Annotated in this window: 20 protein-coding genes; 17 read left to right on the forward strand and 3 right to left on the reverse strand. The window is 66.8% G+C overall.

Features of this window, described 5'->3' with window-relative positions; all coding sequences use genetic code 11:
• Positions 1-299 precede the first annotated feature (299 nt).
• From crtI to ACE3SN_RS05795, 9 genes are all read left to right on the forward strand, one after another.
• Positions 300-1,853 (forward strand): phytoene desaturase family protein, encoded by a 1,554-nt coding sequence (gene crtI / locus ACE3SN_RS05755; RefSeq protein WP_374528343.1) that lies wholly within the window; start codon positions 300-302, stop codon positions 1,851-1,853.
• On the forward strand, positions 1,850-2,431 hold the full coding sequence (locus ACE3SN_RS05760; protein WP_374528345.1) for a TIGR00730 family Rossman fold protein: 582 nt from the start codon (positions 1,850-1,852) through the stop codon (positions 2,429-2,431). The genes crtI and ACE3SN_RS05760 overlap by 4 nt, the downstream gene beginning before the upstream one ends.
• A 30-nt stretch (positions 2,432-2,461) precedes the next feature.
• Positions 2,462-3,355: a prephenate dehydratase gene (locus tag ACE3SN_RS05765; RefSeq protein WP_374528347.1), complete on the forward strand. Its 894-nt coding sequence runs from the start codon at positions 2,462-2,464 to the stop codon at positions 3,353-3,355.
• A 64-nt stretch (positions 3,356-3,419) separates the two neighbouring features.
• Positions 3,420-4,109, forward strand: a complete 690-nt coding sequence (locus ACE3SN_RS05770; protein ID WP_374528349.1) for a hypothetical protein — start codon at positions 3,420-3,422, stop codon at positions 4,107-4,109.
• Positions 4,106-5,458, forward strand: coding sequence for a DUF4350 domain-containing protein (locus tag ACE3SN_RS05775; RefSeq protein WP_374528351.1), 1,353 nt, complete (start codon positions 4,106-4,108; stop codon positions 5,456-5,458). The genes ACE3SN_RS05770 and ACE3SN_RS05775 overlap by 4 nt, the downstream gene beginning before the upstream one ends.
• 11 nt (positions 5,459-5,469) lie before the next feature.
• Positions 5,470-6,426 (forward strand): AAA family ATPase, encoded by a 957-nt coding sequence (locus ACE3SN_RS05780; protein ID WP_374528419.1) that lies wholly within the window; start codon positions 5,470-5,472, stop codon positions 6,424-6,426.
• A gap of 5 nt (positions 6,427-6,431) precedes the next feature.
• Complete coding sequence (locus ACE3SN_RS05785) at positions 6,432-7,760, forward strand: DUF58 domain-containing protein (protein ID WP_374528353.1); 1,329 nt, start codon at positions 6,432-6,434, stop codon at positions 7,758-7,760.
• On the forward strand, positions 7,760-8,818 hold the full coding sequence (locus ACE3SN_RS05790; protein WP_374528354.1) for a stage II sporulation protein M: 1,059 nt from the start codon (positions 7,760-7,762) through the stop codon (positions 8,816-8,818). Before ACE3SN_RS05785 ends, ACE3SN_RS05790 begins: the two co-directional genes overlap by 1 nt.
• Complete coding sequence (locus tag ACE3SN_RS05795) at positions 8,815-9,783, forward strand: RDD family protein (protein WP_374528356.1); 969 nt, start codon at positions 8,815-8,817, stop codon at positions 9,781-9,783. Before ACE3SN_RS05790 ends, ACE3SN_RS05795 begins: the two co-directional genes overlap by 4 nt.
• Before the next feature lie 64 nt (positions 9,784-9,847).
• Here ACE3SN_RS05795 and ACE3SN_RS05800 read toward each other — a convergent pair whose 3' ends face one another.
• Positions 9,848-10,066, reverse strand: coding sequence for a hypothetical protein (locus tag ACE3SN_RS05800; RefSeq protein WP_374528357.1), 219 nt, complete (start codon positions 10,064-10,066; stop codon positions 9,848-9,850).
• A gap of 375 nt (positions 10,067-10,441) precedes the next feature.
• Entirely contained in the window at positions 10,442-11,473 is a 1,032-nt protein-coding gene (locus ACE3SN_RS05805) for an isoaspartyl peptidase/L-asparaginase family protein (protein WP_374528359.1), read from the reverse strand.
• Positions 11,474-11,498: 25 nt separating this feature from the next.
• Here ACE3SN_RS05805 and ACE3SN_RS05810 point away from each other — a divergent pair, with 25 nt between their 5' ends.
• The 8 genes from ACE3SN_RS05810 to ACE3SN_RS05845 are packed head-to-tail and all read left to right on the forward strand — an operon-like array spanning position 11,499 to position 16,747.
• Complete coding sequence (locus ACE3SN_RS05810; protein ID WP_374528361.1) at positions 11,499-11,963, forward strand: GNAT family N-acetyltransferase; 465 nt, start codon at positions 11,499-11,501, stop codon at positions 11,961-11,963.
• Positions 11,960-12,481 carry an N-acetyltransferase family protein gene (locus ACE3SN_RS05815; protein ID WP_374528363.1) on the forward strand — a complete coding sequence of 174 codons (522 nt, stop codon included), beginning with the start codon at positions 11,960-11,962 and terminating at the stop codon, positions 12,479-12,481. Before ACE3SN_RS05810 ends, ACE3SN_RS05815 begins: the two co-directional genes overlap by 4 nt.
• An 18-nt stretch (positions 12,482-12,499) precedes the next feature.
• The gene (gene ispG, locus ACE3SN_RS05820; protein WP_374528365.1) at positions 12,500-13,606 is read left to right on the forward strand and encodes a flavodoxin-dependent (E)-4-hydroxy-3-methylbut-2-enyl-diphosphate synthase; all 1,107 of its coding nucleotides are present in this window, start codon (positions 12,500-12,502) and stop codon (positions 13,604-13,606) included.
• Positions 13,607-13,638: 32 nt separating this feature from the next.
• Entirely contained in the window at positions 13,639-14,148 is a 510-nt protein-coding gene (locus ACE3SN_RS05825) for a TIGR02281 family clan AA aspartic protease (RefSeq protein ID WP_374528367.1), read from the forward strand.
• 46 nt (positions 14,149-14,194) lie between these two features.
• Complete coding sequence (locus ACE3SN_RS05830; protein WP_374528368.1) at positions 14,195-15,094, forward strand: EamA family transporter; 900 nt, start codon at positions 14,195-14,197, stop codon at positions 15,092-15,094.
• The gene (locus ACE3SN_RS05835) at positions 15,091-15,588 is read left to right on the forward strand and encodes an N-acetyltransferase family protein (protein WP_374528370.1); all 498 of its coding nucleotides are present in this window, start codon (positions 15,091-15,093) and stop codon (positions 15,586-15,588) included. Before ACE3SN_RS05830 ends, ACE3SN_RS05835 begins: the two co-directional genes overlap by 4 nt.
• A gap of 41 nt (positions 15,589-15,629) precedes the next feature.
• Positions 15,630-16,352: a murein L,D-transpeptidase catalytic domain-containing protein gene (locus ACE3SN_RS05840; RefSeq protein WP_374528372.1), complete on the forward strand. Its 723-nt coding sequence runs from the start codon at positions 15,630-15,632 to the stop codon at positions 16,350-16,352.
• Entirely contained in the window at positions 16,349-16,747 is a 399-nt protein-coding gene (locus ACE3SN_RS05845; protein ID WP_374528374.1) for a hypothetical protein, read from the forward strand. The genes ACE3SN_RS05840 and ACE3SN_RS05845 overlap by 4 nt, the downstream gene beginning before the upstream one ends.
• A gap of 12 nt (positions 16,748-16,759) precedes the next feature.
• On the opposite strand, the gene ACE3SN_RS05850 is transcribed toward ACE3SN_RS05845, so the two are convergent.
• Positions 16,760-18,193: a L,D-transpeptidase family protein gene (locus ACE3SN_RS05850; RefSeq protein WP_374528375.1), complete on the reverse strand. Its 1,434-nt coding sequence runs from the start codon at positions 18,191-18,193 to the stop codon at positions 16,760-16,762.
• Between the last annotated feature and the right edge of the window lie 135 nt (positions 18,194-18,328).

The following is an 18,328-nucleotide window of genomic DNA, read 5'->3' on the forward strand; positions in this document are numbered from 1 at the left end:
TGATAGGCCGAACCGATCCCTGAAACCCCTGCACCCACGATCAGTACGTCGACATGGGTCGCTGCGGCTTGCGCCTGAACTGCTGCTGTTGCCATCTCTCTCTCCAGTAAACACCCGGCGCTGTTACACCGTGGAACGCAAGTTTCGACTCGAAACGCTTGGTCAGCATTGACCGGAATCAACCTGCGATCAAGAGGAATTTAGGGTGCGCACCCTAAATCAGTGCTTCGCGCCCGGATAGCGGCGGCGCGTGCTGCACTGCTTGCGCTGGCCGCCGCTTTGCCCGAAAGAGCGCAAGGATGAACAAAAGTCGCGCCAAACCGCAGGATTCGGTCGTCCCGCTCGACCATGCGGCGCCTGCCCCCTCGCCGCAGGGGCGCCGCGCCTGTGTGATCGGTGCGGGCCTGGGCGGGCTGGCGCTGGCTATCCGCCTGCAGGCCGCCGGGATCGAGACCGTGGTGATCGAGGCGCGTTCAGCCCCGGGCGGCCGCGCCGGGGCAGTCGAACACGGCGGCTTCAGGTTCGATGCCGGGCCAGATGCAATCAGCGATCCGGCCGGCTTTGCCGAACTGTGGGGCCTGACCGGCGACGACATGGCCGATGCGGTCACGCTGCTGCCAATCTCTCCTGCCTGCCGCTTTACCTGGCCTGACGGGACCAGTTTCGACCTCTCGGACGACGAAGCCGCCCTGACCCGCGAGATCGTGCGCTTTGCTCCCGACGAGCTGGGCGGCTATGAAGACTTCCGCCGCTCTGCCGATAGCCTGCTGGGCGATTTCCGCACGCGCCTGGCCGCCCTGCCGGCAAAGGGCTGGTCCGCCCTGCTGCGCGCGCTGCCCCAGCTTGGCCGGCATCAGGCCTGGCGCAGCCTCGACGGCCTAATCTCCAGCTTCATCGAACATGACAAGCTGCGCGCGGTGCTGTCGTTCGAGGCTCTGCGCAGCGGCGCGAATCCCCAGGAAACAAGCGCCACCGCCGCCGTCCTGCTGGCTCGTCAGCAGCATGACGGGCTGTGGGCGGTCAAGGGCGGCACCGCTACGCTGGCCGCCGCACTGGCCGCGCGGTTCGAGCTGCTGGGCGGCACGCTGCGGCTCCACGATCCGGTGCTCCACGTCCACACGATCGGCAACCGCGCCAGCGAAGTGCAGACGCAGAGCGGCTGGCAGGAACGCTTTGACGCGGTCGCCAGCAATGCCGACCTGGTTCACACCTACCGCGACCTGTTGTCCGAAACCGCGCGCGGGCCCGAAGCCGCCAGGTCCCTTGCGCGCAAGGATTACGCCCCCGGGCTGTTCGTGGTGCATTTCGCGCTCGAAGGCAGCTGGCCGGGCATCCCGCATCGTTCGGTGCTGATGGCATCGCGCTATACCGCAATGCTGGACGACATCTATCAGAGCGGGGTCTTGCCCCAGGACAGCCTGATCATGCTGAGCCATCCCACAGTCACCGACCCCAGCCTGGCGCCCGAAGGCAAGAGCCTGTTCACCGCCGCTGTCCCGGTGGCACACCAGGGCAAGCTGCCGATTGACTGGGAAGTGGTTGGCCCGATGCTCGAAAAGCGCGTTCTGGACGAGATCGGGCGGCGGCTGGTGCCCGACATCCATGACCGGATCATCACCAAATTCCACCGCTCCCCGCGCGATTTCGCGCTCGATTTCAATTCCCATCTGGGCAGCGCCTGGGGGCTGGAACCCAGCCGCCTGCAAAGCTGGTGGCTGCATGCCCGCAGCCGCGATGCCAGAATCGCGAACTTCTACCTGGTCGGCGCCAGCACCCATCCCGGCACCGGGATCGGCGGCGTGCTGGCCAGCGCCAAACTGACCGCCAAACTGATGCAGGAGGATCTGCGTTGAAGCGCCTTGCCGTCTATTGTGGTTCCGCGACCCCTGCGGACCCGCGTTATATGGAACTTGCCAGCGAGGTCGGCCGCACCCTGGCGGAGCGCGGGATCGGCGTGGTCTATGGCGGCGGGCGGCTTGGGCTGATGGGTGCGGTGGCCAGCGGCGCGCTGAATGCCGGCGGCGAAGTGATCGGCGTGATCCCGTCCGCGCTCGCCAAGGCCGAGGTGGCGAACCACGATTGCACCGAATTGATTACCGTGGCCGACATGCACGAACGCAAGGCGGCCTTTACCCGCCTGTCCGACGGGTTCGTCACCATCCCCGGCGGGGTCGGCACAATGGACGAACTGTGGGAAGCGGTCAGCTGGGCGCAACTGGGCTATCATGCGAAGCCGGTGGGCCTGCTCAACGCCTTCGGCTTCTATGACCACCTGATCGCCTTCAATCACCACATGGCCGAGGTCGGCTTTATCCGCCCGGCCCATCAAGGCATCATCATTGCCGAGCCGGAGCTGGATCTGCTGCTGACCCGCATGGCCGCGCACGAGCCGCATACCCCGATCTTCAGCATGAAATCGTCGGACTTGTGATTGGTGCGGGCACGCCTTAGGGGCGTGCCCATGCACAGCTTTCCCGCCCCTGCCATCGCCCGTGTCGAGGAAATGGTCCGCGCTGCCGCGGCCGATCCGGTGCGCGCGATCTCGTTTCAGGGCGCGCCGGGGTGCAACGGGCACCGCGCCGCGCTGGAGTTCGATCCGGTCTGTCTGCCGCTGCCCTGCTTCAGCTTCGAGGACGCTATCGAGGCGGTGAAGGAAGGCCGCGCCGCGCGCGCGATCATCCCGATCGAGAATTCGCAGCACGGCCGGGTGGCGGACATCCACTTCCTGCTCCCCGAAAGCGGCCTGTTCATCACCGGCGAACACTTCCTGCCGATCAGCTATGCGCTGATGGGCCTGGGCCAAGGGCCGTTCACCGCCGCCTACAGCCACCCGCAGGCGCTGGGCCAGACGCGGCGCTACCTGCGCGAACGCGGCATCGTGCCGATGGCCTATGCCGATACCGCCGGAGCGGCCGCCTATGTTGCCGAAATGGGCGATCCCCAGGCCTGCGCCATCGCGCCGCGCATCGCCGCCGAACTCTATGGCCTCAAGATCGCGGCCGAGGGGATCGAGGATTCGCACGACAACACGACCCGGTTCGTGGTGCTGGCCGACAAGCCGCTCGATCTGGCCGATCTGGCCGGCCGTCCGGCGATGACCACCTTCGTGTTCGAAGTGAAGAACATCCCCGCCGCGCTTTACAAGGCGCTGGGCGGCTTTGCCACGAACGGGGTCAACATGACCAAGCTTGAAAGCTACCAGAAGGGCGCAAGCTTTTCCGCGACGATGTTTTTTGCCGATATCGTCGGCGCGCCCGGCGATCCGGCGGTCGACCGCGCGCTGGAGGAACTGGCGTTCCACTGCAAGGAGCTGCGCATGCTCGGCAGCTACCCGCAGGAACTGCTCCGCGGCTGACCAGTCGAGCGCTGGCAATTCAAGAGCTTGCGGCCCGCCCGCGCGCGTGCCACCACTTGCAGCCGTGAGTACTCAGCAGGCGGCGATCAAGGGGGCGGAAGCCGCGCAGCAGGCAGCGCGCGACTGGCAGGCCGTGCGCGGCGACGGTGCGATCCAGTTCACCCCGCTGCCCGATCCGGTGGTTCCCAAGCAGGCGCCCCCGCCCGAATGGCTGAAGAGCCTGGGCGAGTTCCTGCATGACCTGTTCGAACCGATTGGCCGTGCGCTCGGGATGGACTGGGGCATGGCGAAATGGGTGATGCTGGGGATCGGCGCGCTGGCCGCATTGTTCCTGCTGTGGCGGCTGGCCGAACCGCTGATCCTGCGCTGGCGGATGCGCCAGCCGGATGAGGACGCCGAAGCACCGCACTGGGCCCCTGATCGCGCAGCCGCATTGGCCCTGCTTGAAGATGCCGACAGGCTCGCTGCCGCGGGGCGGTTCGACGCTGCCACCCACTTGCTGCTCCAGCGCAGCGTCCACCAGATTGCCGAGGCGCGGCCCGACTGGGTCCACCCCGCCAGCACCGCGCGCGAAATCGCCGCGATTGCCGCGCTGCCCGCCCCGGCGCGCAGCGCCTTTGGCCTAATCGCCACGCGGGTTGAGCGCAGCCTGTTCGGGCTGACCGCGCTCGACGCCGCCGATTGGCACGCCGCGCGCGCGGCCTATGCCGAATTCGCACTGCAACGCCTGCCCGGCAGGGAGGCGGGGGCATGACGGCGGCAGCGGCCAGCAATCCCTTCTCGCGCCGCACCGCGCTGGGGCTGGTGGCCTTCGGAATCGCTGCCTTCTTCGCGCTGCTGTGGATCATCGGCAGCAATCTGACGCAAGGCGAGCGCAACGATGGCCAGGCCCACGCCGGGTCGAACAGCCTGATCGGCTTTTCCGCCATGGCCAGGTTCCTCGACGCGCGCGGCTATGACGTGCGCATGGCCACGGCCTCGCCGCAGCTGCGCCAGGGCGGACTGCTGGTGTTGACCCCGCCGCTTTCCGCCGACCCCAAGGAACTCGGCAAGATTGTGGAGGAGCGGCGCATGATCGGGCCGACGCTGCTGATCATGCCCAAATGGCAGGCCATACCGCAGACCGACCGGAAACTGACCGATCCGGAAGGCTGGGTGCGCCTGACCGATCCGACCGCACCCGAATGGCGCGGGTTCTACGACAACATCACGCTGTCGCTCGATCCGATCGATCAGGGCCCCAATCCGGGCGCGTGGCACGGCATCAACATTGCCGGAAACCTGCCGCGCCTGGACGCCGTTCTGTCCGGCGAGGGCGACGGGATGGTGCCGATGATCGTCGGCGACGACGATGGGCGCGCGCTGGTCAGCTATTTTGCCGACGGGGGTGACTATCCCGCCTTGCGCGATTTCTCGCTCTATGACGAACCCCGGAGGGCCAATGAGGAAGGCGGCATCGTGGTCAAGGGCGCACCTTCCGCAGATCATGGCAAGGCTCGCAGGCTCTATCCCGTCATCTTCGTGTTCGAGCCGGACCTGCTCAACAACCAGGGCTTCGCTGCGCTGGCCAATGCCCAGCTGGCCGAAAAACTTGCGCAAGTGGCAACGTACGGCGGCGAACGCAGCGTGACCTTCGACCTTACGCTCAACGGCTTCGCGCAAAGCGACAACCTGCTTACCCTGGCCTTCACCCCGCCCTATCTGGCCGCAACGCTGTGCCTGATGCTGGCCGCGCTGATCACTTTCTGGCGCGCCTTCAACCGGTTCGGCCCGCCGCTATCCACCGGCCCCGCCATCGCCTTTGGCAAGCGCGCGCTGGTTACCAATGCCGCCGGGCTGATCCAGCGCGCGCGGCGTTTCCACCTGGTCGGCGCGCCCTATGCCGATGCCGCGCGAGATCGGCTGGCCAAGGCGCTGGCGCTGCCGCAGCGGCTCGATCCCGCGGCGACCGAAGCCGCGATCGACCGCGCGCTGGCCGCCCGCGCGCCGGGTTCCATGCCCTTTTCCGCCGCCGCTGCCGCCCTGCGCGCGGCGCGCCGGCCCGTTCAATTGCTGCGCGCCGCGCAGACGCTCCATTCGCTGGAAAGGATTCTGACGAAATGACCGCTCAACTCATGACCCTGGCCGAAGTCGGCCAGCTTGCAGGCCGCATCCGGGCAGAGGTCGGCAAGGGCGTGGTCGGCCAGGCCGAGACGATCGACGCGCTGCTGATCGCCCTGTTTGCGCAGGGACACGTCCTGCTCGAAGGCCCGCCGGGGACCGCCAAGACCTTCCTTGCGCAGTGCTTTGCCGCCAGCCTGGGCCTGGATTTCGGGCGCATCCAGTTCACGCCCGACCTGATGCCGGGCGACATCCTGGGGTCGAACCTGTTCAACTTCCAGACCAGCGAGTTCACGCTTACGCGCGGGCCGATCTTCTGCGAGCTGCTGCTGGCCGACGAAATCAACCGCACCCCGCCCAAGACCCAGGCCGCGTTGCTGGAGGCAATGCAGGAACGCCGCGTCACGCTGGATGGCACGGCCCACGCTCTGCCCAAAAGCTTCCTGGTGGTGGCAACGCAGAACCCGATCGAAAGCCAGGGCGTCTACCCTCTGCCCGAGGCCCAGCTTGACCGTTTCCTGTTCAAGGTAATCGTGCCCTATCCCAGCGCCGCCGAAGAGGCGCGGATCGTAGCCACCTTTGGCGAACGCTCCGGCCCCTCGCGCCCGGCCGACCTTGGCATCGCTGCCGTTGCCGACGCGGGCCTGATCGCTGCCGCCGCGCAGGCGGTAAAGGGCGTGACCATGGCCGAAGGCGTGACCGACTATGTCGTGCGGCTGGTGCGCGCGACGCGCGAAAGCGCGGACCTTGCCTCTGGCGCAAGCCCGCGCGCCGCCGTGCTGCTGGCCAGCGCCGCCCGCGCCCGCGCCGCGCTCGATGCGCGCAGCTATGTCCTGCCCGACGATGTGAAGGCGATTGCGCCCGCCGTGCTGCGCCACCGCCTGCTGCTGTCTCCCGCTGCCGAAATCGAGGGCAAGCAGGTCGAAGCGCTGGTGGCCGATCTCCTCACCCAGACCGAGGCGCCCCGGTAAGCGCAATGGTCTCTCGCGCCGCCTTGATCCCAACCCCGCGCGCCGCGCTGCTGGTGGTGGCCGCCGCCCCGGCGGCGCTGCTGCTCGCAGCCTTCGCGCCCGCTGGCTGGGCCGCCGCGCCGGTGCTGGCGCTGGCGGTGTTGGTCGTGGTGCTGGGCGATGCGCTGGCGGCGGGCCGATTGACGGAGTTCACGGTGGACACCCTTGCCGACACCGAAGTGGGTGAGGAAGGCTGGATCACGATCGAAGTCGGCCTTGCCCGTAGCCGCGCCAGCGCCGTCGCTTGCGCGCTGGCCGCCGACCCGCGCCTGCTGGCCGGCGGACGCGGCGAAGGGCAATTGGTGGCGTTGGGCGCGGGCAAGTGGCGCGCCGGCATCCCACTCTACCCCACGCGGCGCGGGACCGGCACGCTGGAGCGCGCGTGGATCCGCTGGACCGGGCCACTGGGCCTGGGCGCACGCCAGATCGAGCAGGCGCTGAGCCGCGAAGTGCGGGTCTGGCCGAATGTCGCCCCCGTGCGCGCGCCCAGCCTGCAGGCCTTCCTCAAGAACGTCGAGACCGGGATGATCGCGCGGCGCATCCGGGGCGAGGGCAGCCAGTTCGAAGCCCTGGCCGAATACGAACCCGGCATGGACCGCCGCCGGATCGACTGGAAATCGAGCGCGCGCCACGCCCACCTCTATGCCAAGGAATACGAGGCGGAGCGCAACAACCAGATCGTCTTCGCGTTCGATTGCGGGCAGGCGATGTGCGAACCGGTCGGCGGCCTGCCCCGGATCGACCGTGCCGTTACTGCCGCGCTGACCACCGCCTATGTCGCGCTGAAGGGCGGGGACCGGGTCTCGCTCTATGGCTTTGCCGCAAGGCCCGAGGTGTTCACGCCGTTCGTTTCAGACACGCGCGAGTTTCGCCGCTTGCAGATGGCGGCGGCCGGGCTCGACTATCAGGCGCAGGAACCCAACTTCACGCTTGCGCTGGCGACGCTGGCGGGCAGGCTCGCGCGGCGCAGCCTGATCGTGGTCTTTTCCGACTTCACCGATCCGACCAGCGCCCAGCTGATGATCGAATCCATTGGCCGGCTAACCCAGCGCCACCTCGTGCTGTTCGTGACCATGGCTGACGAGGAGCTTGAGGACATCGCCGCCGCCGCCCCCACTGCCATGCCCGAGCTGACCCAGGCGGTTGCCGCAGATAGCCTGCTACGCCAGCGCGCACTGGTGCTCTCGCGGCTGCGCGCGCTGGGCGTTGACGTGATCGAGGCACCTTACAACCGCATCGGCCTCAGGCTGATCGACGCCTATCTGGCGATCAAGCGCAAGGGAGCGATTGGCTGATGGCGCTGTTCGGACTCTTGGGCGCGAAAGCCAGCGCCGATGCTGCCGCGATCGAGGCAGCCGCGCTGCGTTCCGACCGCTTCCGGCAAGAGCGCGAGGGCGACTGGCAACGCCTTGAAGCCATCGTCACCCGGATGGAAAAGGGCCGCCTGCGCAAGATCTCGGACGAGGATCTGCTCCAACTGCCGGTGCTCTACCGCACGGTCGCCTCCAGCCTGTCGGTCGCGCGCGAGACTTCGCTCGATGCAGGCACGCGCGCCTACCTTGAATCGCTGGTCCAGCGCGCGTGGTTCCTGGTCTATGGCCCGCGCACCACGCTCATGGGTTGGCTCGGGCGGTTCTTCGGCGGGGAATGGAGCCGCGCGGTGCGCGCGATCTGGCCCGAACTGCTGGTAGCGCTGGCGTTGATGGTGGCTGGCACGGTGGTGGGCTGGCAGCTGTGCGCACAGAACCCGGACTGGTTTTATGCCCTTGTCCCCGGCCAGTTCGCCGATGCCCGCGTGCCGGGCGCGAGCGCCGAGGTACTGAAGAAAACCCTGTTCGGCCAGACCGAGGCCGAGGGCCTGTCGATCTTCGCCGCCAGCCTGTTCAGCCACAACGCCGGGATCGCGATCCTGTGTTTCGCGCTGGGCTTTGCCTTTGGCGTCCCGCCGCTGATGCTGCTGGTGCAGAACACCGCAACGCTGGGGGCGATGCTGTGGCTCTATCACGGGCAAGGGCTGACATATGATTTTGTCGGCTGGCTTTCGATCCACGGCACGACTGAACTGTTCGCGATCCTGCTGTCGGGCGGGGCCGGCTTGCACGTCGGCCGGTCAATGGCCTTTCCCGGTGAGCAATCGGTGATGGATGCCGCTGCCGCCGCAGGCCAGCGCGCCGCCGTGGTGATGGCGGGGGTGGTGCTGATGCTGGTGGTGGCCGGGATGCTGGAAGGCTTTGGCCGCCAGCTGGTTGATGAAACGAGCGGCCGATACATCATCGGCTATGGCATGCTGGCGCTGTGGCTGGCCTATTTCTTCGCGTTTCGCCGCACCCCACAAGGCAGCGAGGCGGCATGAACCGCGAGGATCGTCTGGCTCTGAAGGCCGAACGCAAGGCGCTGCGCAAGGCGCTGCGCAAGGATCGCAGCCGCACCCTGATCACGCCCGAAGGGATCGCCTTGCCGATCACGCTGGCCAGCCGGGGTACGCGGCTGGGCGCGCTGCTGATCGACCTGCTGCTGATCGTGGTGATCCTTGTCGCCACCTTGATTGCGGTGGCCCTGGGCGTTGCCGGGATCTCCGAGGCCGCTGGGGGCAAGCTGCAGAACCTCAAGGGTGGTTACTCCGACGCGCTGCAATTCCTGGCAATCGTCTGGATCGGGGTGATGTTCCTGTTCCGCCACGGCTATTTCCTGATGTTCGAACTTGGCCCGCGCGGCGCGACTCCGGGCAAGCGGATGACCGGGATCCGGATCGCGGCCCGAAATGGCGGGCGGCTCAGCCCGGAAATGGTGCTGGCCCGCAACCTCTTGCGCGATATCGAGCTGTTCCTGCCGCTGGCGATGCTGCTGGGCACCATGTTCCAGCGCAACGCCACCGACTTCATGGTTTCCTCGCTCGCGGCCGCGTGGTTCCTGCTGTTCGCGCTGTTCCCGCTGTTCAACCGCGACCGGTTGCGCGCGGGCGACCTGATCGCGGGGACCTGGGTGGTCGAGGCGCCGCGCGCCAAGCTGGGCGCAGTGCTGTCGGTCAGCGAAACCGCCGCCAGCGGCACCAGCCGGTCGACCGGCGCAACCTACCGCTTTGGCGAGGCGGAACTGGCGGTTTACGGCGAGTACGAATTGCAGACGCTGGAACGCGTGCTACGCGAGGGCCGGGCAGAGGCCATCGCCGCCGTGCATGAGGCGATCTGCCGCAAGATCGGCTGGAACCCCGGCGCGGGTGACGAGCGCGCCTTCCTTGAAGCCTATTACACCCAACTGCGCGCCCGGCTTGAAGCCGGGATGCGGATGGGCCGGCGCAAGGCCGACAAGCACGCCTGACCAGACCAGCGCGCCTCCGGAGGCTGATGCCCCCGGAGTGCACTTGTTCGGGTTGATGGATGGATCAGTGGAAGACCAGCGCCTGCCACAGGGTCGAGCCCATGACGTGGCGGTACTTGGCCCGCTCGCCCGAAGCCGCGCTCATCTGCGCGTCTGTCTGCTTGGAATGATCGCGCATCACCGCTTCGCGACGTTTTTGCTCGGCGGCATCGGGGATCGTCTTGAAGCGCGTGACAAGGATCAGGTCGGGCTCACCCGGGCGCGGATTGACGTTCTGCATCACTTCGTAACTGGTGATCCAGCCCTGCGACTTGGCGAATTCCTGACGCTCGCGCCACTGCCCGGCAAGGAAGTTGGCGTAGTCCAGATCGTGTCCGTCGTCGATCGAGATCGAGCCGACTTCGACATAGTCGCCCGGATCGAGCGGATAGTTCTGGGCCGAAACCGGTGCCCCCAGGCAAGCACCAGCGATGCGGCCAGAACGGCCGCCTTGCGATACGTCTTCATGATCATTCTCTCCTCGACTGGGCGCGAGGATCTGTCAGCCCCTGCTGGCACGTCTCGCGCCATTCTTGCTCGGAGTCGGGCGACCCGGACTCAATAAGCCGGCCCCAAGATGGCAGGACGTTAGGCCCGTATTTCTACTTAGTCAAAGCAATCACTCGCCCGCAAAAATGCCCACTTCGTGCAACCCGCCAGAGTTGCCGCGCGCGCGGTACATGCCGGGTGTGTTGAACGAGAACACCGCCTGGCCATCGGGCGTCACCACGATCACCCCGCCGTCACCGCCCAGCGCGCCGGTTTCCGCCATCACCGCATCGGCGGCGGTCTGCGCGTTTTCCTTGGTAAAGCGCAGCCGCGCGCAGATTTCATGCGCCACGCCTTCGCGGATGAAGAATTCGCCCGAGCCGGTGGCAGACACTGCGCAGGCCCGGTCATCGGCATAGGTGCCAGCCCCGATCACCGGCGAATCCCCGATCCGGCCCCAGCGCTTGCCGGTCAGTCCGCCGGTCGAAGTCGCAGCGGCAACGTGGCCCTCGCTATCGACCGCAACCGCGCCGACCGTGCCGTACTTGCGATCGACATCGAACCAGCTGAGCTTGCCCGACTTCACTTCCTGCAGCTGCTGCCAGCGCTCGCTCGTGTAGAAATACTTCGGATCGACGATCTCCAGCCCGTTCTCGCGCGCAAACTGTTCCGCCCCTTCGCGCGCCAGCATGACGTGCGGGCTTTTCTCCATCACCGCGCGGGCGAGCTTTACCGGATTCTTGACGATCGTCACCCCGGCCACGGCCCCGGCCGCGCGGGTGCGTCCGTCCATGATCGCGGAATCGAGTTCGTTGCGGCCCTCCCAAGTGAACACCGCGCCCTTGCCGGCGTTGAAATGCGGATCGTCTTCCAGCGTCACGACCACCGCCGTCACCGCATCGAGCGCGCTGCCGCCGCTGGCCAGGACCTGTTCGCCAACCTTGAGCGCATGGTCGAGCGCGGCGCGGTATTCGGCCTCCTTCTCAGGGGTCATCGCCTCGCGGCTCATCGTCCCGGCGCCGCCGTGGATCGCGATTGCCCAGGTGTGGCCATTCGCATCGGGCATCAGGACCTTGGCGGGCGCCGCCGCAACCGGAGAGGTCGAAAGTGCCATCAGGGCGGCGGCGATCACCGGCAGCCGGAACTTGGGAGTTGTCTTCATTGCGGCAGCATAGCAGAAATCCCGCATGCCTGACTATGCGATCCGCGAAGACGATCTGACCGGCCCCGAGATTGCCGGACTGCTCACCTTGCACCTTCAGGAGATGCACGCATGGTCGCCGCCGTGCAGCGTTCACGCCATGCCGATCGAACGGCTGCGCGCGGCGGACGTAACCTTCTATTCGGCCTGGGACGGCGACCGGCTAGCCGCTTGCGGTGCGATCAAACAGCTCGATCCCGGCAACGGCGAACTCAAGTCGATGCGTGCCCACCCGGACTATCGCGGCAAGGGCGCAGGGCGCGCGATTCTGGACCACCTGCTGGCCGCCGCCCGCGCGCGCGGCTATGCCCGCGTCAGCCTGGAGACGGGTTCGACCGAGCCATTCAAACCCGCCCGCGATCTCTATGCCGCCAACGGCTTTGCCGACTGCGGCCCCTTTGCCGACTATCAGCCAGATCCGTTCAGCCATTTCATGACGAGACCCCTTTGACCGACTTGATCCTGCGCGCGGCCACCAGCGCCGACATCCCGGCCATCTCACACCTTGCCACCGAGAGCTTCATCGCCAAGTTCGGTCACCTCTATACCGAGGCAAATCTGAACGCGTTCCTCGCCGAAAACCTCTCCGAACCGGCGATCGCGGCGGAACTCGCCAATCCTACCCGAGTCTACCGGCTGGCAGAGGCTGCCGGTCGGCTGGTCGGCTATTGCAAGATCGGCCTCACCTGCGGTTTTCCCGAGCACGCGCGGGGCAAGAAGGTGATGGAACTGAAGCAGCTCTATACCGCCTCGGACGCCACCGGCATGGGCATCGGCAAGGCCATGATGGACTGGGCGATGGAGCAGTTCGCGGCGCACGGCGCGGACGAGGCGCAGATTTCGGTCTATGCCTACAACGACGGCGCGCACCGCTTTTACCGCCGCTATGGGTTCGACAAGGTGGCGGACATCACTTTCAGGGTTGGCGATCATATCGACCCAGAGTTCCTCTTTGCGCGGATGCTCTGAGCGCCTATATCCCCGTCCATGTCCTCGATCCGTCCCTGGCGCGATATCGCGCGCCGCAAATCGCGCCAGATCATGGTTGGCAATGTTCCCGTGGGCGGCGATGCGCCGATCACGGTCCAGACCATGACCAACACGCTGACCAGCGATCCGGTCGCCACGATCAACCAGATCCGCCGCTGCGAGGATGCCGGGGCCGACCTGATCCGCGTGTCCTGCCCGGACGAGGCGAGCACCGCCGCCTTCCGCCAGATCGCCAAGGCTGCGCGGGTGCCGCTGATCGCGGACATCCATTTCCACTACAAGCGCGCGCTCGAAGCGGCCGATGCGGGCGCGGCCTGCCTGCGGATCAATCCCGGCAACATCGGCTCGTCCGACCGCGTGGCCGAAGTGGTCCGCGCCGCCAAGGCCAACGGCTGCGCGATCCGCATCGGCGTCAACGCCGGGAGCCTTGAGAAGGACCTGCTCGAAAAATACGGCGAGCCCTGCCCCGAGGCGCTGGTGGAATCTGCGCTCGATCACATCAAGCTGCTGCAGGACCACGACTTCCACGAATACAAGGTAGCGGTGAAGGCCAGCGATGTGTTCCTCGCGGTCGCCGCCTACATGGGCCTCGCCGAAGCGGTCGATTGCCCGCTGCACCTTGGCATTACCGAGGCCGGCGGGCTGATCGGCGGCACGGTGAAAAGCGCGATCGGCATCGGCAACCTGCTGTGGGCCGGGGTCGGCGACACGATCCGCGTCTCGCTTTCGGCCGAGCCGGAAGAGGAAGTTCGCGTCGGCTTTGAAATCCTGAAATCGCTCGGTCTGCGCACTCGCGGCGTGCGAGTGGTTTCCTGCCCCAGCTGCGCCCGCCAGGGGTTCGACGTGATCCGCACCGTCGCCGCGCTCGAAGACCGGCTCAGCCACATCAAGACCCCGCTTTCGCTCTCGGTGCTGGGCTGCGTGGTCAATGGCCCCGGCGAAGCGCGCGAAACCGATATCGGTGTGACCGGCGGCGGCAACGGCAAGCACATGGTCTACCTTTCGGGCGTGACCGACCACCATGTCGAAAGCGCCGAAATGCTCGACCATATTGTGGCGCTGGTCGAGGCAAAGGCCGCGGAAATCGAGGCCGCGTCTTCGTAATTGAGTAAGACCCCGGTGCTATTCGGGGTGGCATGTACCGGTTGCTTGCCCTGGCTTTCACCGCCATTGCGGCGATGGGCGCGCTTGCCCTGATCGTGGCGCCGCGTCCCGATTCCGCGCCCGCGGCCGCGTCAAAGCACGCCGTCAGGGCGAAGCCCGGCGCAGCTGGGGACACGCCCGGCGCGATGGTGCTGAAACGCGATGCCAGCGGCCAGTTCCACATCACCGTGGGCGTCAACGGCAGCGACACGCGCTTTCTGGTCGATACCGGCGCCGACCTGGTTGCCCTGACCGAGGCTGACGCCGAGGAACTGGGCCTGTTGCCCGGCGAGGACGCATTCCAGCCGATCATGCAGACGGCATCGGGGGTCGGTTACGCCGCGCCGGTCGTGATCGACGAAGTGACGATCGGCGATTCCAGCTTCCGGGATGTCGAGGCCGTGGTGGTCAAGGACCTTGCCACCAATCTGCTAGGGCAAAGCCTGCTGCGCCGTCTTGGCAAGGTGGAGCTGCAGGGCGACCGGATGGTGATCCGCCACTGATCGAAGCGGATTTGGCAGGCGCGGGTTTGGCCGCTAAGGGCGGCGCATGAGCACCGCGCCCCGCCACAACCTGCCGCCGCTGCACCTCGCATTGGCGCTGGCGGTGATGGCGGTCTGGGGCACCAATTTCGTCGTCATCAAGCTCGCCCTGGCCCACCTGCCTCCGCTGACGCTCGCCGCGCTGCGCTTTACCTTCGCCTTCCTGCCGCTCGCCCTGTTCATCAAGCGCCCGGCGGTTTCCTGGACCAACCTTGCGACTTACGGTGTGCTGATCGGGGCGGGGCAGTTCGGCCTGCTGTTCACCGCGATGCGCAGCGACATTACCCCGGGTCTCGCCTCGCTGGTCGTGCAGGTGCAGGTGTTCTTCACGATCGGGCTGTCGATGCGCCTGACCGGAGAGAAAGTCGCGCACTACCAGATCGCCGCGCTCTTGCTGGCGGTCGCCGGGCTGGCGGTGATCGCGCTGCACACCGATGGCAGCGCGACCCCGCTGGGTCTGATCCTGGTGGTTGGCGCTGCGCTGTGCTGGGCGCTGGGCAATATGACCTCGCGCGCGGCGGGGCCGGTCAACATGCTGGCCTATGTCGTCTGGTCGAGCCTGTTTGCCGTGCCGCCATTGCTTGGCCTGTCGCTGCTGACCGAGGGCTGGCCGCGGATCAGTACCGGCATCGCCGCAGCCGACGGCAAGACCTGGGCGGCAGTGCTGTGGCAGTCGGTCGGCAACACAATGTTCGGTTATGGGGCATGGGGCTGGTTGCTTTCGCGCCATCCTGCTGCCAGCGTGGCGCCGCTCGCTCTGCTGGTCCCGGTTTTCGGCCTCGGCGCATCGGCCCTGCTGATGGGCGAGGCGATGCCGGTATGGAAACTGGCTGCCTTCGCCCTCGTGATGGCGGGGTTGGCCCTGGGAATCTTGTGGCCGCAACTGGCCGGAAGGAAGAAGTCATGACACTTGCCATTCGCCCCGCCACCACGGCCGACCTGCCCCTGATCTGCGAGCTGATCCGCGACCTTGCCGAGTACGAAAAGCTGGCCCATGAAGTCCGCTTCGACGCAGCAGTGCTCCGCGAAAAGCTGTTCGGGCCGCGCCCCTATGCCGAAGTCGTGATCGGCGAGATTGACGGCCTGGCGATGGGCTTTGCCCTGTTCTTCCACAATTTCTCGACCTTCGAGGGGCGTCCCGGGATCTATCTGGAAGATCTGTTCGTGCGGCCCAACGCACGCGGCAGCGGGCTCGGCAAGGCGCTGCTCGCGCATCTGGCCAGCCTGGCAGTGGAACGCGACTGCGCGCGGCTCGAATGGTCGGTGCTCGACTGGAATTCGCCCGCGATCGGATTTTACCAGGCACTTGGCGCCCGCGCGATGGACGACTGGACCGTGATGCGAATGGACGGCGACGCCCTTGCACGACTTGGCGCAAGCGCGCGCGTTTCCGCCGCTTAGGGGCTTGGCGACTCGGCTTTTTCGATGTTATCCACAGCAGCATGACTGGGGCTGTCAATCGTCGTGATCTGATGCGCGGTGCGCTGGCCGCCGGGGCTGCCCTGGCGCTGCCTGGTCGCGCCTTTGCCCAATCGTCTGGCGCGCAATCGCTGGACGATCAGTTCGAACAGGCGTTCGGACCGGCAACTGCCGCCCCTGTCCAACCCGCCGCGCCCGCGCTGCCGACGGTAGACGAACCCAACCCCGCCTATATCCGCCGCGTGCTCGAAATCGCCGCGCGCGAACGGGACCGCGCCGGTAGCCGGCTGTGGCGCACCGATATTGTCGGCGTGGCCGATTTCGCGCGCCCGTCCACCCTCCCGCGACTCCACTTCGCCAACATGGAAGCGGGCACGGTGCGCTCGTTCTATGTCGCTCACGGGCGTGGCTCCGATCCGATGCACAGCGGGTTCCTGCAAGGCTTTTCGAACACCGTCGGGTCCGAGGCGACTTCGCGCGGGGCCTATCTCACCGCTGAGTGGTACACCGGCAAGTACGGCACCTCGATTCGCCTGCTCGGACTGGACGAGGACAATTCGAACGCGCTCGACCGCGCGATCGTGATGCATCCGGCCTGGTATGCCGATGCCAGCATGATCGCCAAGCAGGGCAAGCTGGGCCGCAGCGAAGGCTGCTTCGCGATGGGTCCGGAGCAGTTCAACGAGGCGCTGTGGCACCTCTCGGGCGGACGCCTGCTGTTTGCCGATCGCATCGGCGAGGTTTGACCATCAAGGTCCGAACGATTGCCATCGCGCTAATCGCGCTTGTGCCGGTGCTGGTTGGGGCAAACTGGTGGAAGCGCAGCCACGCCTTTGCGGCCGAGCTCGACGGCAAGGCCAAGGTTTTCGAAGCACGCGCCCCGCGCGAGGAAGCCGAGCTGTTCCTGTGCCTCGGACAGCACATCCCCGATGGGCCGATGCTGTTCCGCGTCAGCACCGAAGGCACCTTTGCCCCGCCCGACGAATTGATCGACCCGGCCCGCGGCTTGATCGTGCGCATCGAAATGAAGGGCAAGGAAGCGGCCTTGGTCCGCGCCTGGCTGCCGCAAGGCCAGGCCCTTACGCCAGTCGAAGCCGCGCAGCTTGATGCCTGCACTGGGGTGCAGGCCAAGCCGATCTGATCGGTCCTTTTCTTAGAGCGGATTATCGAGCTGGATGATCTCTTCGCTCGACTTGCGCTTGCCGTCCCACGGCTGGCGCGGGGCGGCAAAGGCAGCCTGGACCGCGCCATCCCGACCATAGATATCCTTGAACGTCACCAGCTTGCCCGTGATGTCGGTCGCATAGGTGAAGTACATGATATAGATCGGGAAAGTCTTGGTCATCGGGACCCGGGTATAGGTGCCCGAATTGGCGATCGCCTGAGTTTCGCTAGTCGGCACGCCGCCGCCGAGGCGGGCCATGGTCATGCCCAGCTGTACCGCGTTTTCGGTGCGCACGCAGCCATGGCTAAGCGCGCGGTTGGGCTGGTTGAACAACCCGCGCGCGTTGGTGTCGTGCAGGAAGATCGCATGCTCGTTCGGCATGTCGAGCTTGAGCCGGCCAAGCGAATTGTTCGGCCCCGGCTGCTGGACGACATAGATCGTGCCGTCGGCGGCCTTGGTCACCTTGTAGCCTTCGCGCGCGGCCTGCTTGGGATTGCCGTAAAGGCGCGCGCCCATCCCTTCGCCCACCACGATCGACTGCGGCACGGTCCAGGTCGGGTTGAAGATCACGCCTTCGACCACTTCGGCAAGCTGCGGCGTCGCGGTGCGCCCCGGCTTGCCGACGATGGTGCGGTAGGAGCGGATGATCGTGTTATCGACTGTCAGGCGCAGCTGGTATTCGGGCACGTTGGTGAACAGGTAGTACTTGCCAAGGTCGCGCGGCAGCCAGCGCCAGCGATCCATGTTCACGCGGATCAGGCTGCGCGTGGCCTTGTCCGCCTTGGGCGTCGCGGCGAGCTTTTTCTTGAGCACCAGGTAATCGGGATGGGTTGGCGCAAGCGCGGCAATCGCCCCCGCGATATCGTGCGAGGCAAGCGCCTGCTCCATCACCGCCTTGGTCGGGTTCGTATCGACGTCGGTATCGATGACGAACCACTGCAGGCGCGAATCCATGCGGGTGCGGCCATCGCGCATGTCCTCGATCAGCCAGGCGAAGGACCGGCTGGCCTGGGCATCGAGCGCGGGGCCCTCGCCGGCAGCAATCGCCGCCTTGAGGGCATCGGGCTGATAGTCAGTGGGCAGCAGCCCTTCGGCATCGATCCCCTGGATCACAGCGAGCAGCGCCTGGGCATCGGCCAGACTCCAGCTCATCACCGGTTCAAGGTCTGCCAGCGTCTGCACCGGAGCCGGAGCCTGCGCCGCTGGCGCGGTGGCGGTCGCATCGGACGTGGCCGGCGCTGCGGGAACAGTCGGGGTGGCTGGCGCCGGTACCGGCGGCGCGGCAGGCGTGGGCTGCGGCGCGGGCAGGATGTTCTCCGGCTGGCTGGCGGCATCGGCTGCAGCCGGGACCAGGCCAAGGCCCAGGCCCGACATCAGCGCCAACGCGCTCCATCCAAGAGTCCAATTGCCCAACTTCGACATGCTTCGCTCCTGCTCGGGATCGGTTTTTGCCGCGGCTGCCGCGCCGCTGGCTTCATCGTCCCCTTTTGCCCGTTAATGCTCGCTCTTTCAACTGCGCCGCCTGTCGCGAGGCTGAACGCCCTGACTTGCGCGGGC

The sequence above is a fragment of the Novosphingobium sp. genome (assembly GCF_041915465.1).
Taxonomy (GTDB): domain Bacteria; phylum Pseudomonadota; class Alphaproteobacteria; order Sphingomonadales; family Sphingomonadaceae; genus Novosphingobium.

Excerpts from the sequence above, each read along its gene's own strand:
- ACE3SN_RS05810 (WP_374528361.1), top strand. The coding sequence starts at position 11,499 with ATGCCTGACTATGCGATCCGCGAAGACGATCTGACCGGCCCCGAGATT.
- ACE3SN_RS05805 (WP_374528359.1), bottom strand. The coding sequence starts at position 11,473 with ATGAAGACAACTCCCAAGTTCCGGCTGCCGGTGATCGCCGCCGCCCTG.
- ACE3SN_RS05835 (WP_374528370.1), top strand. The coding sequence starts at position 15,091 with ATGACACTTGCCATTCGCCCCGCCACCACGGCCGACCTGCCCCTGATC.
- ispG (WP_374528365.1), top strand. The coding sequence starts at position 12,500 with ATGTCCTCGATCCGTCCCTGGCGCGATATCGCGCGCCGCAAATCGCGC.
- ACE3SN_RS05775 (WP_374528351.1), top strand. The coding sequence starts at position 4,106 with ATGACGGCGGCAGCGGCCAGCAATCCCTTCTCGCGCCGCACCGCGCTG.
- ACE3SN_RS05850 (WP_374528375.1), bottom strand. The coding sequence starts at position 18,193 with ATGTCGAAGTTGGGCAATTGGACTCTTGGATGGAGCGCGTTGGCGCTG.
- ACE3SN_RS05780 (WP_374528419.1), top strand. The coding sequence starts at position 5,470 with ATGACCCTGGCCGAAGTCGGCCAGCTTGCAGGCCGCATCCGGGCAGAG.
- ACE3SN_RS05830 (WP_374528368.1), top strand. The coding sequence starts at position 14,195 with ATGAGCACCGCGCCCCGCCACAACCTGCCGCCGCTGCACCTCGCATTG.
- ACE3SN_RS05790 (WP_374528354.1), top strand. The coding sequence starts at position 7,760 with ATGGCGCTGTTCGGACTCTTGGGCGCGAAAGCCAGCGCCGATGCTGCC.
- ACE3SN_RS05795 (WP_374528356.1), top strand. The coding sequence starts at position 8,815 with ATGAACCGCGAGGATCGTCTGGCTCTGAAGGCCGAACGCAAGGCGCTG.
- ACE3SN_RS05785 (WP_374528353.1), top strand. The coding sequence starts at position 6,432 with ATGGTCTCTCGCGCCGCCTTGATCCCAACCCCGCGCGCCGCGCTGCTG.
- ACE3SN_RS05840 (WP_374528372.1), top strand. The coding sequence starts at position 15,630 with ATGACTGGGGCTGTCAATCGTCGTGATCTGATGCGCGGTGCGCTGGCC.
- ACE3SN_RS05765 (WP_374528347.1), top strand. The coding sequence starts at position 2,462 with ATGCACAGCTTTCCCGCCCCTGCCATCGCCCGTGTCGAGGAAATGGTC.
- crtI (WP_374528343.1), top strand. The coding sequence starts at position 300 with ATGAACAAAAGTCGCGCCAAACCGCAGGATTCGGTCGTCCCGCTCGAC.
- ACE3SN_RS05825 (WP_374528367.1), top strand. The coding sequence starts at position 13,639 with ATGTACCGGTTGCTTGCCCTGGCTTTCACCGCCATTGCGGCGATGGGC.